Source organism: Fibrobacter sp. UWCM (genome assembly GCF_900129735.1).
In the GTDB taxonomy this organism is placed as follows: Bacteria; Fibrobacterota; Fibrobacteria; order Fibrobacterales; family Fibrobacteraceae; genus Fibrobacter.
Window position 1 is genome coordinate 20,631 of the sequence record NZ_FQWR01000023.1, and the last position, 12,377, is coordinate 33,007.

Genomic DNA, 12,377 nt, shown 5'->3' on the forward strand with positions numbered 1-12,377 from the left:
TACTTAGAGATTCTTCGACTCCGTGCTTCGCACTTCACTCAGAATGACACGTTGTTTTATTTTAAAGCCTTTTTCAATACTTCCAGATTGTCGCGCATGATGGAGAGGTAATCGACGCCGGCCTTTATCTGTTCGTCCGTCACCGACTGCATCGAATTGAGCGTCAAGACCTGCGCGTTCTTGGAGTTCTTGCTCGCATCGAGAATCGCCCGGGCGATTTTCCCGTCGCTGCCGTCGATAGTCAAAATGGCGGGGAGCGCAAGCGAATCCATCTTGTTCGCAAGGAAGGTTACAGTCTCGAAACTCGCTTCGCTCTCGGCGGAACAGCCGGCAAATGCGGCATAGTACTTAATGCCATAATCGTCCACCAGATAGCGAAACGGGAAACGGTCGCCGAACAGGACTGTCTTTTGCGAAGCGTCCGAAACGGCCGTGGCAAATTCCTTGTCCATTTCCCAGAGTTTTGCGTTGTAGAGGACAGCGTTCGCTGTGTAAATTGACGAATTTGCGGAATCCACCTTCGAAAGCGATTGGGTGAGCGCGTTTACCAAAATCCAAGCGTTCTTCAGCGAAAGCCAGATGTGCTCGTCGTTCTCGACTTCTTCGTGGTGATGATGCTCGGAGGTCGCCTCGGCGTGCTCATGGTGCTCGTCTTCGTGCTTTTCGGCATGTTCATGTTCCTCGGCCTGCATGCCTTCCACGATTTCTTCTTTCTTGACGTGGTCGCCGAGTGCCTTCATCAGGTTCAACGCGATGCGCCCTTCCTTCGGGGTTGCCTCAAGAGCCTTCTCAATCCATTCGTCAGACTCGCCTCCCACGTAAACGACGAGGTCGGCCTTGGCGATGGTCGCAATGTCCTTGGCCGAGGGCTTGTAGCTGTGAAGGTCGGTGCCGTTCTTGATGAGCAGTTTCAGGTCAACTGCATCGGCACGCTCGCCGATCACGTTCTTCAGCCAGTCGTACTGCGGGTAGATGGTCGCGACGACGGAAATCTTTTCCGGTGCGGAATCCTTTTTCCCGGATTCCGTGTTGCAGGCGGTCAGCAAGATCGCTAACGCAAAAAACGATATTGCAATGGATGCAACTTTTTTCATTTAAAGGTCCTTGTCCGTATGGACAAATGTTGTTGATGTTGTTATGCGGCTTTGTACCGCTCGTCGTCTTGGGTGCGACGCACATCAATTCAACAACAGGACCTTTTGCGAAACAAGAGTGGCTCGGCACGTATCGAGAACCTTGATGCGGGGGAGCCTGAAAAACACGCAGCAGAGCGCGATTTCAAAAGGTGCGACGACCATTTCCATGCAGACCGTAATCAGTTCCAGGCAGCGATGGATATGGTGGCAGACGTGGCAATGTTCGCCGTGGCAATGGTGTTCCAGGTGGCGTGACACGTAGAGCGACGCCAGGACAACCAGAAGCCTGTCAAACAGGGCCTTAAACATGGTGCATACGCCTCCGCGGGAGGGGCTTCTTCGCGGCTATGGAGCATCCGGCGCAGCGCCCGAGCAGAACCGACTGCTGCTGGTCCAGTTCAAAGCCGCTTACGCGCTGTACCGAAAGTTGCAGCATCTTGAGTGCGGGGCCTTCCAGGTGGAAAAACTTGCCGCATTCCTTGCACACGAGGTGCATTTTCTCCTGGCACTTGCTCGGGCCCGTGTAGCGGTACTGGAGTTCCTTGTTCTCTTCGGCCCCGACAATCTGGACGATACCCGCTTTTTCGAGACGGGCGAGGTTCCTGTAGATGGTGCTCAGGGAAACGGAGCGCAGGTCCTGGGCTATATCGGAGGCCTTGAAAATCCGGTCAGGATTCTTGACCATGAAGTCCATGATGACTTGTCGCGTTTTCGTCTTGTATTCTAATTTGCAAATCATTCGCAAATTCAAATTTAACAAAAAATGGGTGCGTTGTCAACGAAAAAGCCCGCGAATGGGCCGCGGGCTTCTCGTAAATGTGGTTGTATTTAGCGTCACTTCACGCTGGCGGTCAGCAGCTTAGTAATTGCGGCAACATATTCAGCCGGGTTCGGAAGCGGAGAGCCTTCGGCAAGCAGAGCCTGACCGTAGAGGGCCTTCGGCCAGTCACCCAAATCTTCCTTCGCTTCGACCTTCTTCTTGAGCATTTCGCAAATCGGGTGCGTCGGGTTGATTTCCAGAATGCGCTTGCTCTTCGGCAAGTTCTTCTGGCCCATAGCCTTCATCATGCGTTCCATCTGGGCGCTCATCGCATCTTCGCTCGTCACGAGGCAGCAGGGGCTATCCTTCAGGCGGCTAGACACGCGGACTTCCTTGATGTCTTCGTCCAAGACTTTCTGCAGGTTTTCGCAGAGGCCCTTAAAGATTCCCTTGTTGGCTTCTTCGGCCTTCTTTTCGTCTTCGGTCTTTTCGAAATCCACGTCGCCGCGGGCGATGTCGTGGAACTTCTTGTCGCCGAATTCGGTGAGGCTCGACATCATGAATTCATCGATGCCGTCGCTCATGAGCAACACCTCGTAGCCCTTGGCCTTGAAAGCTTCGAGCATCGGGTTGGACTTCACGGCGTTCTTGTCGCCGATGAGGTAGTAGATTTCCTTCTGGCCTTCCGGCATGCGCTTCACGTATTCGTCAAGGCCCACGAGAGCGTCGCCCTCCGTCTTGGTGCTTTCGAAGCGGAGCAACTTCTTGAGTTCGTCAAGATGTTCCCAGTTCATGTAGAAGCCTTCCTTCAAGACCATGCCGAGTTCGCGCCACCAGGCGTTGTACTTCGCGGCATCCTTGTCGGCCATGTTCTGCAAGGTGTCGAGCACCTTCTTGATGACGTGCTTGCGGATGTTGGTGATAATCTTGTTGTTCTGCAAGATTTCGCGGGACACGTTCAGCGGCAAGTCTTCGCTATCTACCACGCCGCGCACAAAACGGAGCCAAGGCGGCAGCAGGTCCTTGCAGTCGTCCATGATAAAGACTTTCTTCACGTAGAGCTTGAGTCCGTGCAGTGCATCGTTGTGCCAGATGTTGAACGGGGCCTTGGACGGAATGTACACGAGGCTCCAGAATTCCTGGGAACCTTCGGCGTGGCTGTGGCTCCAAGCGGCCGGTTCGTCGGCTTCGTGGCTGATGACGTTGTAGAAGTCCTTGTACTGTTCTTCGGTGACTTCCTTTTCGCTCTGGCGCCACAATGCCTGCTTTTCGTTCAAACGTTCTTCGGGCTTTTCTTCGAGTTCGCCCTTGTCGTTCTTCGTTGCTTCGGGGTGGAAGTAAATGCCGTAGCTCACGAAGCCGCTGTACTTCTGGACGATGTCCTTGATTTTCCATTCGCTTGCGAAGTCTTCGGCGTCTTCGTCGTCCTTCAGGTACAAAGTAATCTTGGTGCCCACCTTGTCGCGCGGGGCTTCGGAAATCTCGAATTCGCCCGTGCCTTCGGAAGACCACAGGTAACCCTGAGTTTCGCCGGCCTTAAGGGTCAAAACTTCGACCTTCTTTGCGACCATGAACACGGAGTAGAAGCCCACACCGAACTGACCGATGAGATCGACGCTGCCCTTGTCGCCTTCCTTCAAATTCTTGATGAAGTTCTTGGTGCCGCTACGGGCGATGGTGCCAAGGCAGTTGATCAAGTCTTCCTTGTTCATGCCGATACCGTTGTCTTCCACAACGATGCGCTTGCCTTCCTTGTTCACCGAGATGTCGATGCGGAGCTGCGTGCCCTGCGGCAAGAGTTCTGCGTTTGAAAGCGAGAGAAAACGGCGCTTGTCCAGTGCGTCCGCCGCGTTGGAAACGAGTTCGCGGAGGAAGATTTCCTTGTTGCTGTAAAGGGAGTTGATCATCAAGTTCAGCATGTCGCGAACTTCGGTCTGGAATTCCATCTTCTCTGTTGCCATTTTTCTGTCCTTTGTCATTCCCGCTGTCATTCTGGAGCCACGTAGTGGCGATAGAATCATTGGGAACGCCTTGATGTTTAATTTTCGAGCGGTTTAGACTGTCAAAACGTTTCAAAATGAAACAAATTGGCGGTCCCGCCTTGTTTCCGCTATAGTAATTGCAAGAACCGTGCCAATGGTTCGACAAGCTCACCAACCGTGGTTCGACATAAGGTCACTGAGCCGGTGCGCTGAGTTTGCCGAAGTGCACCAATATATTATATTTCGGAAAAGCCTGCTTTTTGGGGCTAAAAGGAGATTTATGAAAAAGGCGTTCTTGAACATGTTTATCCTGTCGCTGGCAGTAGCGTTCTGTGCCTGCGACGATTCCGCGTCGGGTTCTCCCGAAAACGGGGGCGACTCGGGTAAAACTGTGGAATCGAAGGGGAGTTTCCCTGCAGGCGGTGACTCGGATTTTTACTGCGAGGCGACCATCGGTGTTGATTCCGACGGCAAAAACTGGAGCCAGATAAAGTTGAATATCCCGAACTACAAGGGGTTTGTGGAACGGATCGTGTTCGACGATGCGGGTAACGGCTCGCAGTACTATGAAGAGTCCTATTTCAAGATATCGCCGATGGATAAGGCCGAGATGTGTTTGGAATTCGAACAGGCGCTGCGGGAAGACCTTGCAGATAAAAATGTTACCGATTCCTATTGTGGCGAAGGCGTTTCGTATTTCGTGATTGAGTTTGAAAAAGTCAAGCTGGAACGACTCGCGTCATATGCGGAATCCTTCAGGGAAGACTGCGAAGATTACGAACGTGACTGGGAAGATGGCGAGTACGCCCGCTACCAGAAATAAATTACGTTCAAGATAAAGTAAGTTTCGTTACTTCAGGTAAATTCTTTGCTCGTCGCTTAGCATCAGGATGACGGGGAGTGCCGGTGCGACAAATACATTGCCCTCGAGAAAGCCTCCTTTCAGGAACTGACCGTTGAGACTGAATGCCTTGTACGGGGAGTTGGGCTTGGCGCCTGCAATCTGGTAGCGGTTCTGGCCGAGTTTTTTGAAACTGAACCATGCTTGTGATAGTCCCGGGATTGCGGGGGAGGCTGTCGTGGATTCGGGCGGAAACTTGATGTCCGGGCACGTGTTCAGCGTGTCGAGAAGGATGGTGAATTCTCCGGCAACGGTCGCAAGTGCGAGAGGCATGTCAACCATGTCGACGTCTTTCCTGCCGTTTCTTCCTCTCTGCTCGGGCGGATTGAATACACAGCCGCCGTAACCGTAATCTTTGCTGTAGAATTTCTGGCACAATTCAAATACGTGTGTCACGAGGGAATCGGCCTGTTCCGCCGTGCCCTTGAATACGCCCGCCTTCTGCAGGCGCGGGAACTCGTCCTTGTACACGTCTTTGTGGTTCACGGTGAAAAGTGAATCCATTCGTGAATTCTCGTCTTCGGAGTAGGTGACTCGCGCAACCTTGACCACCTTCTCGGTGACAATCACGATCATGGTAGAGTCCAGGGTCGACCTGTAGACCCATGCCGTATCGGTGCTGGAGGCATTCTTGACCGCAGGCTCGCGCTGGCTCATCTTGGAGAGGTCCAGGTAGTCTCCTTCGAACAGGTAGAGCGCTGTCGCCGGATACCCCATGTAGACGTCGGTACTGCCGCCTCCGCCCTGATGGTGGGTGACGTTGCATTCCGTCGCATGCAGGCTTGCGGCTCCGATGCCAGCGGCAAACGCGCCGGCAAATAGAAATTTGGTGAATTTCATGATTTGTTCTCCTTTCTTGATATTGTAATAATAACACAAAAAGAGGCGCCCTGTCAAGAGCACCTCTTTTTAAAATGGATGGTCTGGCCGCTTAGCCGAGTACCTTCTTCTCGAAGTCGCCGAGGCAGTCGACGAGAGCCTGAACGCCTTCGACCGGCATCGCGTTGTAGATGGATGCGCGGAAGCCACCCACGGAGCGGTGACCCTTGAGCTGCTGGAGGCCGCGAGCCTTAGCGAATTCGAGGAATTCCTTGGCGAGATCGTCAGCCTTGTCGGCAGCGACCACGTCCTTGTTGAACACGAACGGGACGTTCATGATGGAGCGGTCTTCCTTGGCAGCCGTACCGACGAACACCTTGGAGTTGTCGAGGGCGCTGTAGAGGAGAGCGGCCTTGCTGCGGTTCACCTTTTCGATTGCGTCCACGCCACCGAATTCCTTGAGCCACTTGAGGGTGCGGTTCATCACGTACACGGCGAAAACCGGAGGCGTGTTGAACATGTTCTTGTTGTCGATGTGGGTCTGGAAGTTGAGCATGGTCGGGATGGTGCGGTTCACCTTGCCGAGCAAGTCCTTGCGGATGATGGTCACGGTCACGCCAGCGCAGCTGATGTTCTTCTGGGCGCCGCCGTACACAACGCCGAAGTCAGAGACGTTGATCTTGCGGGCGAGGAAGTCGGAGCTCACGTCGGCCATGAGGAAGCCGGACTTCGGCTTCGGGAAGCTCTGCCATTCCGTACCGTAGATGGTGTTGTTGGCGGTCACGTGGAGGTACGTGGCGTTGTCGCTCATCTTCAGGTTCTTGTCGATGTGGTTGTACACATCAGCCTTAGTGTCGCAGGCGACGTTCACGTTACCGAACAGCTTGGCTTCCTTGCAGGCCTTGTTGGCCCAAACGCCGGTCAGCGCGTAGTCGGCCGTTGCGTTCTGGTCGAGGAAGTTCATCGGGAGCATGCAGAACAGGAGTGAACAACCACCACCGAGGAAGACGATGTCGTAGTTCTCGGGAATGCCCATCAAGTCGCGGAGGAACTGTTCGGTTTCGGCGAACATGTTTTCGATCGGCTTTGAACGGTGACTCATGGAGAGAATGCTGATGCCGCTGTTCGCGTAGTCGATGCATGCAGCAGATGCTTCCTTGAGTGCTTGTTCGGGCAGGACGGACGGGCCTGCGCTAAAGTTATAGACCTTATTTGCCATGGTTGTGTTCCTTTTTGTTTTGCCGGGGAACGTCCCGGACTATAAATTTACGGGCGTAAAAATAGCAAATTGCGCCCTGCTCGGCAATGGGCTACAGGTGCTACCTATCGCCTCGTTTTTCCCTTTATCTCTATTTGTGAAATTGTCGCGGCTACGGCAGAAACGCCCCCGATGAAAGCCGCGATAAAAGCCCCGCAGAACAGGTATAGCGGCAAGGAATAGATGGCGCCGTTCGTAATAGCCAGGTACTTCAGCTCGCTCGTGCCATTGAGGCTGTCCTTGACGGAGTAACGCCAGCGCTCGAAGGTGTAGTCCATGAAACCGCTCCCGAAGTAGTAGGCGTTGATGATGAAAATCAGGCAAATCGAGATGACGCTCCCGACGACGGGAATCAGGTTCAGGAGGAGGCAGAGTGCGGTCAGCAGCAGTTGCTTTGCCGTGTTCCGGAGGGCGATGAGCAGAGCCCTCCAGATATCCTTCAGGGTCTGTTTCGCGTCGAACGGGAACTCGTTGCCGGTGAGGATGGCTTCGGCCTTTTCCGAAAGCATCGTGTAGATGGGCGACATCAAGACGTTCACGATGGTGCCGCCGATGAAAATGAAGACGATGAAGAATATGATGGGGAGGACAATCTTGATGGCGACCATGCCGGCCTGTATCCAGCCGTTCATGTTCTCGGTGTGCCGCTCGATGATGCTGTTAATCCAGTCCCCGATGCCGACTCCGGAAAAAATGAAGGCGATTACCAGGATGATGTTGAGGACAACGGGCAGTACCAGGTACTTGGTGAGTTTATTTGTCCATATCAGACGGAGCGCCTTTGGGTATGCGGCGAGCCCGCTTACAATCTGCTCCTTTATTCGAATCATTCCTTGATTTTTCCCTTATAAAAAATGCCCCGCGATGCGGGGCGAAAAATGCGCCTTTGGGGCTATGTTACACGCCGAGGGCTTCGATGGCGGCCTTGTACTTCTTGAGGCGGAACTTCGTCTTGAGTTCGCGTCGTTCCTGCCTGTGGATGTACTTGTCTTCCATGAGCACGTTCAAGATGGCGCTCTTGGCTTTTGCTGCGATGGGATTGTCCTTGAGGGTTTCCACGAAGCGCACAAAGTCCTTCTCGCGGGCGTCGTAAGTTGCGTCTTCTGCGGGTACGCCCTTTTCCATGAGCCTGCAGCTGTACTCGTCAATCCAGCCCTGGTTCTTGTGGTAGGTCATCTTCTGGATAAGTTCGACCATGTCTGCCGGAACGCCCATCGCGATGACTTCTTCGGGGGTCTTCTTGGTGGCGCCCGTAATCAGGTCCTGCAGAATCGCAAGAACCTGCACGTCTTCGGATTCGCCCTTGTTCTTGAGGTAATCCGCAACGTTCTGGAGAAAGTCAATGTAGGGGCCGCCGGCCTTGTCCTTCTGGTCTTTGTGGACTTCGGCGGCAATCTTGTAGGCGTCTGCGTAAGAGAGCATGTTTGTTCCTTGTGATAAAAAACTTGTTTGCCCGGTGGGCTCTAGCACAATATATATAAAATGAACCGGAGAGTTTGTTGCATTATCGTCCAAAATGGAATGATTGTCAGATTTCTTCCATTTTTAGCGGTTTGCCGGAGAACGTCTTCACGTAAATCTCGTTCGTGATGTAATCCTTCCAGTTTTCGGGGGTCTTGCCCGTATCGACGAACTTGCAGATGTCGGCGATGGCGCCCGCGAGGCCTCCGCTTTCTTGCAGGGGCTTGTTTTCTGTAGACCTGGACCGGCACAGGCTGAGGGCGGTCCCGAGCACGTTCACGTTGCGGAGTTGCTTGATTTCGGTCGCGAGTTCCGTGTGTACTGTTTCCGTGCTGGCTACGGCGGTTGCAATCTTTGCAAGCGCCTCGGCCTGGGCTTCCAGTGCGCGGGTCTGTGCCTGAATCGTTTGCAGGAGTCTCTCGAATTGTTCGTCGGTCATTTGAATGTCCTTTTTGGGGAGTTTCCTTTCTTAATATAGCATAAAAAGAAAGTTTGTGCACAAACTGGGTGAAATTTTCTATATTGTGCGCGACTTGCTCGCGTAGCTCAGTTGGATAGAGCAGCTGCCTTCTAAGCAGCGGGTCGTGGGTTCGACTCCCGCCGTGAGTATAAAAACCTTGGGCGCCATTTGGCGTCCAGGGTTTTTATTTTTGCGGGTGGTCGAACCCACGAGCGGGCGAGTGTGGGTTCGACTACGGCAGAAGGCGAGTGATGCGACGGCGAACTTGTTCGCCGGCATATCCGAGCCAAAGCCGGAGCTGCTACGTGTAGCGGAGCAGCCTCCCGCCATGATTTAAAAGCAGATTTATTTCTTTATCTTGTTCAGCATCGTCCGCAGGTGGTTGATGTGCGACTCGTCCATGCTCTCGTAGCGGTAGAACGTGCCGTCGGGGAGAACCAGGTAGAGCACCGGCACGTAGCCGTTGCCGTAGAGCGGGCCGAATTTCTGCGAACCGTCCTGGAATACCGGAATGACCACTTTGAACTGGTCGATGAACATGCGGATGTCGTTTTTCTTGATGTTCCCGCCGATTGCGATGGCGATACCCGTGACTCCGGCCGCCTCGTATTCCTTCATGATGGCCTGCACTTCGGGCATGTGCTTCTGGCAGTGCGGGCACTTGGGACTGAAGTAGTATATCATCAGCGGGCGCTTGGCAAAGTGACTAAAGAGAATGCCCGGGTCGCTCACTCCGGAGAGCGGCAGGCTGAAATCCATCTTGATGGCCGTCCCCGCGGAATCCTTCATGAGGGGCACGTCTGCCATCTGCGGTTCAGGTGCTAGCTGGGCGAGCGACATGGTGGCGGTCAAAGTCAATAATGTCAAAATACGTTTTGCGAATCGCATAGATACTCCTGAAAATCGTTTGGCCGGTATGAACGGCCTTTCACGCCTTGTAAAATACCAAAAAATGGCGTGAAAAGTGTCATGAAAACGCAAAATTTCGCGTTTTTGTCGCAAAAAGGGAATTTTAATCACATTTTTGGTGGGGGTAGGTGGAAAAAACTAGGCAGCCGCAATTGGCTTGATGTTTTCGAGTTCTTTTGATAGCTCTATCTTGAGGTTTCGAATGTCGATGTCGTCCTGCAGGGAGATGAAATATTCATCGGATACGCCGAAGAACTTGGCAAGCCTCAAAGATGTATCGACTGTGATTCGCCGGCGGTCGTGAAGGATGTCTTGGATTCTGGAAACGGGAACGTTGATTGCTTGGGCGACCTTGTAGGCGGACAAACCCATGGGGGTGAAAAACTCTTCGTTCAGAATTTCTCCGATTGTCGGTGTCTTTATGTGCTTGGTCATGGCTTGCTCCTAGTGGTAATCAACTATTTCGATATTGTAAAACTGGTTATCAGTCATTGTAAAGCAAATACGCCATTGGTCGTTGATGCGGATGGAGTATTGCCCTTCTCTATCTCCATGCAGTGGCTCCAATCGGTTGTTTGGTGGGATGCGTAAATCGTTAAGCGATTTTGCATTGTCTATCATCATTAACTTTCTTAGAGCAACTTTTTGGATCGCTTGGGGTAATCGTCGTGAAAACTCCTGGTGGTAAATGAGTTCGGTTTCTTTGTTTGCAAAACTTTGTATCATTCAATATACCTTTTTTGCGTGTATATGTCAAGCGGGTATTTTTTTAGGGGAATTTAGGATGCCCCTATATATAAAACGGAGAAAGAGGGTAAAATAAGCCGAAAAATTTTGGTAACGTGCTGTTTTTTACAAAAGGGAATAGCGAGATTGCCCAAAACGAGAACCTTTTTTATATTCTACTCATGCCGTTTTCAGAAGAATACCTCAAAGATTACGATAATAAAATTCGGAAGCTCCCTGTCGATGAACTTTACGAAATACTTGACACAATTCGTGATCATCCCTTAAAAGCAGATGATTCTCCTGAAAGAGTCCAGATTGTTGAAAAGCGCATTGTAGAACTTACTGGCGACAAAGATTCCATTTTGTCTCGTGAAGAGTTTAATAAAAAAGTGGAACAGGAATATATCGAGAAGACAAATCCTTTGGCAGTCGGGCTTGGAATTTTTGGAGTTGTCCTAATTTTAATAGGAGGTGTGTGCCCGCGAAATCCCCACCTTGCAGAAATCAGTTCGAATCCAATATCTCTTTTTCTCAGCGGTCTTGGGTGCTTAATTGTAGGATTATGCAATTTAATCGATGGAAAGATTAAGATATACCTAATAGGATGGGCGTTAATCCTGACAAAAAAAGAACATCCAAAAAAGTTCTGGTCTGTAGTGGGATTCTTTTGTATTGTTGGCGTTTGGCTTTTAGTTAGGGCATGTCAATGCTGGTAGGGTAAGTTGGATGTGTTTGGGGGGAGGGCGCTATCAGTATGGTGAGATTGCATCTCGCATCGGAATAGCGAGATTGACAAAAGTTTCACGATGTTCAACTTTTGCCCTCCGGGTTACGCCTGGCGGCGTAATCTCTAAATCGCCTAAATTCACTGCGTTCAAATGGCGATTTAGTCGAACTCTCGTGACACTCCGCGCTTTAGCGCGGGAAATCGGCTCCGCCGATTGATAGTGGAACGATGTCAGTTTCGATGTTGTTTCAGTGCTTTAGCACTGTAAAACAACACGAAAGCTGACTCTTCGTGAGTTCTCATCTCGCTTGTTATCCCGAATAAAAAACGAAAAGGACCCCTTGGTGGGGTCCTTTTTCGTTTTATCGGAATAGCGAGATTCGAACTCACGACCTCTTGCTCCCGAAGCAAGCGCTCTACCAGGCTGAGCTATATTCCGGTTTTGTGGGCACAATTATAGATAAAAAGTGCGGGTTTTCAAAGGGGTAGGGGGCGAAAAATTTGTAAAAATACCCAAAATTTACTTCTTTCGGGCGTTTTTCTTGGACTTTTTGGGGTCGGGGCGTGCGGGGGCGTCGCTTTGGGCGGGTTTCCCGAGGACCATGATGCTCGAACCTGCGTTGTCGGGTTCGACCTTGTACAGGCGGATGCGGTTGTTCCATTCGGACCGGACCTTGCGGTCAATGATGCGCTTGACGTTCCCGTAGCTCGGGTTTCCGCCGCCGTGGATGACCCTCAGGACCTTGAGGCCCGCGATGTTCAGGTCATCGATGCGCCGCTCGACGGCCTCTGCGGCTTCATCGGCGGTCATGCCGTGCAGGTCGATCTCGTCTTCGGGCATGGGGAGGTCCCAGGCCGCGGGGTTGCGGCGCATCTTGCGCCCGCGCGCAAGGCGTGCGGGGCGCATCACGGCGGCATTCTCCGCATCGACGCGCATCTGCTCGTCCTTGTCTTCCATGCGGTGGTTCATGATCCACTGCATCTGGAATTCTTCTTCTGCGTTCAGGGGCATCTCAAATCCTCGGACACAAATATAGGCATTTATAGCCATCGATAAACAGATTTAATTTAGAATATAAACGTTTGATAATTACAATAAACAGCTACTACCTGGGAGGCGTCTGTTTAGGCCTTCGCAGTAGTGTGCAAGCGAGTGTCGCGGCGGACTGCTTGCAGGCCGACATGACCGAGCGCAGCCACGGACGCCGTAGGCGTCCACTCCGAGCTGGGGCCCC

The 12,377-nt window shown here is 52.2% G+C and carries 15 protein-coding genes and 2 tRNA genes; 3 read left to right on the plus strand and 14 right to left on the minus strand.

Annotated elements, in window-relative coordinates:
• Positions 1 to 56: 56 nt before the first annotated feature.
• From BUB22_RS13065 to htpG, 4 genes are all read right to left on the minus strand, one after another.
• Positions 57 to 1,094: a metal ABC transporter substrate-binding protein gene (locus BUB22_RS13065; protein ID WP_073115785.1), complete on the minus strand. Its 1,038-nt coding sequence runs from the start codon at positions 1,092 to 1,094 to the stop codon at positions 57 to 59.
• Positions 1,095 to 1,178: 84 nt separating this feature from the next.
• A complete protein-coding gene (locus BUB22_RS16445) occupies positions 1,179 to 1,445 on the minus strand; it encodes a hypothetical protein (protein ID WP_139259002.1) in 267 nt (88 codons plus the stop codon).
• Entirely contained in the window at positions 1,438 to 1,875 is a 438-nt protein-coding gene (locus BUB22_RS13075; protein WP_097035177.1) for a Fur family transcriptional regulator, read from the minus strand. Before BUB22_RS13075 ends, BUB22_RS16445 begins: the two co-directional genes overlap by 8 nt.
• A gap of 95 nt (positions 1,876 to 1,970) precedes the next feature.
• On the minus strand, positions 1,971 to 3,857 hold the full coding sequence (gene htpG / locus BUB22_RS13080; RefSeq protein WP_083535540.1) for a molecular chaperone HtpG: 1,887 nt from the start codon (positions 3,855 to 3,857) through the stop codon (positions 1,971 to 1,973).
• Between the two features lie 301 nt (positions 3,858 to 4,158).
• On the opposite strand from htpG, the gene BUB22_RS13085 reads away from it, so the two are divergent.
• On the plus strand, positions 4,159 to 4,701 hold the full coding sequence (locus BUB22_RS13085) for a hypothetical protein (RefSeq protein WP_073115792.1): 543 nt from the start codon (positions 4,159 to 4,161) through the stop codon (positions 4,699 to 4,701).
• Between the two features lie 27 nt (positions 4,702 to 4,728).
• On the opposite strand, the gene BUB22_RS13090 is transcribed toward BUB22_RS13085, so the two are convergent.
• From BUB22_RS13090 to BUB22_RS13110, 5 genes are all read right to left on the minus strand, one after another.
• Positions 4,729 to 5,619: a hypothetical protein gene (locus BUB22_RS13090; RefSeq protein WP_073115794.1), complete on the minus strand. Its 891-nt coding sequence runs from the start codon at positions 5,617 to 5,619 to the stop codon at positions 4,729 to 4,731.
• Positions 5,620 to 5,710: 91 nt separating this feature from the next.
• Positions 5,711 to 6,817, minus strand: a complete 1,107-nt coding sequence (serC, locus tag BUB22_RS13095) for a 3-phosphoserine/phosphohydroxythreonine transaminase (protein ID WP_073115796.1) — start codon at positions 6,815 to 6,817, stop codon at positions 5,711 to 5,713.
• 104 nt (positions 6,818 to 6,921) lie between these two features.
• Positions 6,922 to 7,686: an EI24 domain-containing protein gene (locus tag BUB22_RS13100; RefSeq protein ID WP_073115798.1), complete on the minus strand. Its 765-nt coding sequence runs from the start codon at positions 7,684 to 7,686 to the stop codon at positions 6,922 to 6,924.
• Positions 7,687 to 7,753: 67 nt separating this feature from the next.
• Positions 7,754 to 8,278 (minus strand): HD domain-containing protein, encoded by a 525-nt coding sequence (locus BUB22_RS13105; RefSeq protein ID WP_072810207.1) that lies wholly within the window; start codon positions 8,276 to 8,278, stop codon positions 7,754 to 7,756.
• A 106-nt stretch (positions 8,279 to 8,384) separates the two neighbouring features.
• Positions 8,385 to 8,756 carry a hypothetical protein gene (locus BUB22_RS13110; RefSeq protein ID WP_073115801.1) on the minus strand — a complete coding sequence of 124 codons (372 nt, stop codon included), beginning with the start codon at positions 8,754 to 8,756 and terminating at the stop codon, positions 8,385 to 8,387.
• Positions 8,757 to 8,852: 96 nt separating this feature from the next.
• Between BUB22_RS13110 and BUB22_RS13115 the strand changes: the two genes are divergently transcribed.
• Positions 8,853 to 8,926 (plus strand) — tRNA-Arg (locus tag BUB22_RS13115).
• Between the two features lie 196 nt (positions 8,927 to 9,122).
• Here BUB22_RS13115 and BUB22_RS13120 read toward each other — a convergent pair.
• The 3 genes from BUB22_RS13120 to BUB22_RS13130 all read right to left on the minus strand — a co-directional run bounded on the left by BUB22_RS13120 (position 9,123) and on the right by BUB22_RS13130 (position 10,412).
• Complete coding sequence (locus tag BUB22_RS13120; protein ID WP_073115804.1) at positions 9,123 to 9,665, minus strand: TlpA disulfide reductase family protein; 543 nt, start codon at positions 9,663 to 9,665, stop codon at positions 9,123 to 9,125.
• 159 nt (positions 9,666 to 9,824) lie between these two features.
• Positions 9,825 to 10,121, minus strand: coding sequence for a HigA family addiction module antitoxin (locus BUB22_RS13125; RefSeq protein WP_073115806.1), 297 nt, complete (start codon positions 10,119 to 10,121; stop codon positions 9,825 to 9,827).
• A 9-nt stretch (positions 10,122 to 10,130) separates the two neighbouring features.
• Positions 10,131 to 10,412: a type II toxin-antitoxin system RelE/ParE family toxin gene (locus BUB22_RS13130; protein ID WP_073115809.1), complete on the minus strand. Its 282-nt coding sequence runs from the start codon at positions 10,410 to 10,412 to the stop codon at positions 10,131 to 10,133.
• Between the two features lie 182 nt (positions 10,413 to 10,594).
• Here BUB22_RS13130 and BUB22_RS13135 point away from each other — a divergent pair, with 182 nt between their 5' ends.
• Complete coding sequence (locus BUB22_RS13135) at positions 10,595 to 11,131, plus strand: DUF1700 domain-containing protein (RefSeq protein ID WP_073115875.1); 537 nt, start codon at positions 10,595 to 10,597, stop codon at positions 11,129 to 11,131.
• A 376-nt stretch (positions 11,132 to 11,507) separates the two neighbouring features.
• Here BUB22_RS13135 and BUB22_RS13140 read toward each other — a convergent pair.
• Positions 11,508 to 11,581 (minus strand) — tRNA-Pro (locus BUB22_RS13140).
• Between the two features lie 81 nt (positions 11,582 to 11,662).
• Entirely contained in the window at positions 11,663 to 12,154 is a 492-nt protein-coding gene (locus tag BUB22_RS13145; RefSeq protein WP_083535542.1) for a Smr/MutS family protein, read from the minus strand.
• Between the last annotated feature and the right edge of the window lie 223 nt (positions 12,155 to 12,377).

Bases quoted from the DNA above. Each gene is read 5' to 3' on its own strand.
- BUB22_RS13110 (WP_073115801.1), bottom strand. From the start codon at position 8,756: ATGACCGACGAACAATTCGAGAGACTCCTGCAAACGATTCAGGCACAG.
- BUB22_RS13130 (WP_073115809.1), bottom strand. From the start codon at position 10,412: ATGATACAAAGTTTTGCAAACAAAGAAACCGAACTCATTTACCACCAG.
- BUB22_RS13125 (WP_073115806.1), bottom strand. From the start codon at position 10,121: ATGACCAAGCACATAAAGACACCGACAATCGGAGAAATTCTGAACGAA.
- BUB22_RS13120 (WP_073115804.1), bottom strand. From the start codon at position 9,665: ATGCGATTCGCAAAACGTATTTTGACATTATTGACTTTGACCGCCACC.
- BUB22_RS16445 (WP_139259002.1), bottom strand. From the start codon at position 1,445: ATGTTTAAGGCCCTGTTTGACAGGCTTCTGGTTGTCCTGGCGTCGCTC.
- BUB22_RS13090 (WP_073115794.1), bottom strand. From the start codon at position 5,619: ATGAAATTCACCAAATTTCTATTTGCCGGCGCGTTTGCCGCTGGCATC.
- htpG (WP_083535540.1), bottom strand. From the start codon at position 3,857: ATGGCAACAGAGAAGATGGAATTCCAGACCGAAGTTCGCGACATGCTG.
- BUB22_RS13065 (WP_073115785.1), bottom strand. From the start codon at position 1,094: ATGAAAAAAGTTGCATCCATTGCAATATCGTTTTTTGCGTTAGCGATC.
- BUB22_RS13145 (WP_083535542.1), bottom strand. From the start codon at position 12,154: ATGCCCCTGAACGCAGAAGAAGAATTCCAGATGCAGTGGATCATGAAC.
- BUB22_RS13075 (WP_097035177.1), bottom strand. From the start codon at position 1,875: ATGATTTGCAAATTAGAATACAAGACGAAAACGCGACAAGTCATCATG.
- BUB22_RS13100 (WP_073115798.1), bottom strand. From the start codon at position 7,686: ATGATTCGAATAAAGGAGCAGATTGTAAGCGGGCTCGCCGCATACCCA.
- serC (WP_073115796.1), bottom strand. From the start codon at position 6,817: ATGGCAAATAAGGTCTATAACTTTAGCGCAGGCCCGTCCGTCCTGCCC.
- BUB22_RS13135 (WP_073115875.1), top strand. From the start codon at position 10,595: ATGCCGTTTTCAGAAGAATACCTCAAAGATTACGATAATAAAATTCGG.
- BUB22_RS13105 (WP_072810207.1), bottom strand. From the start codon at position 8,278: ATGCTCTCTTACGCAGACGCCTACAAGATTGCCGCCGAAGTCCACAAA.
- BUB22_RS13085 (WP_073115792.1), top strand. From the start codon at position 4,159: ATGAAAAAGGCGTTCTTGAACATGTTTATCCTGTCGCTGGCAGTAGCG.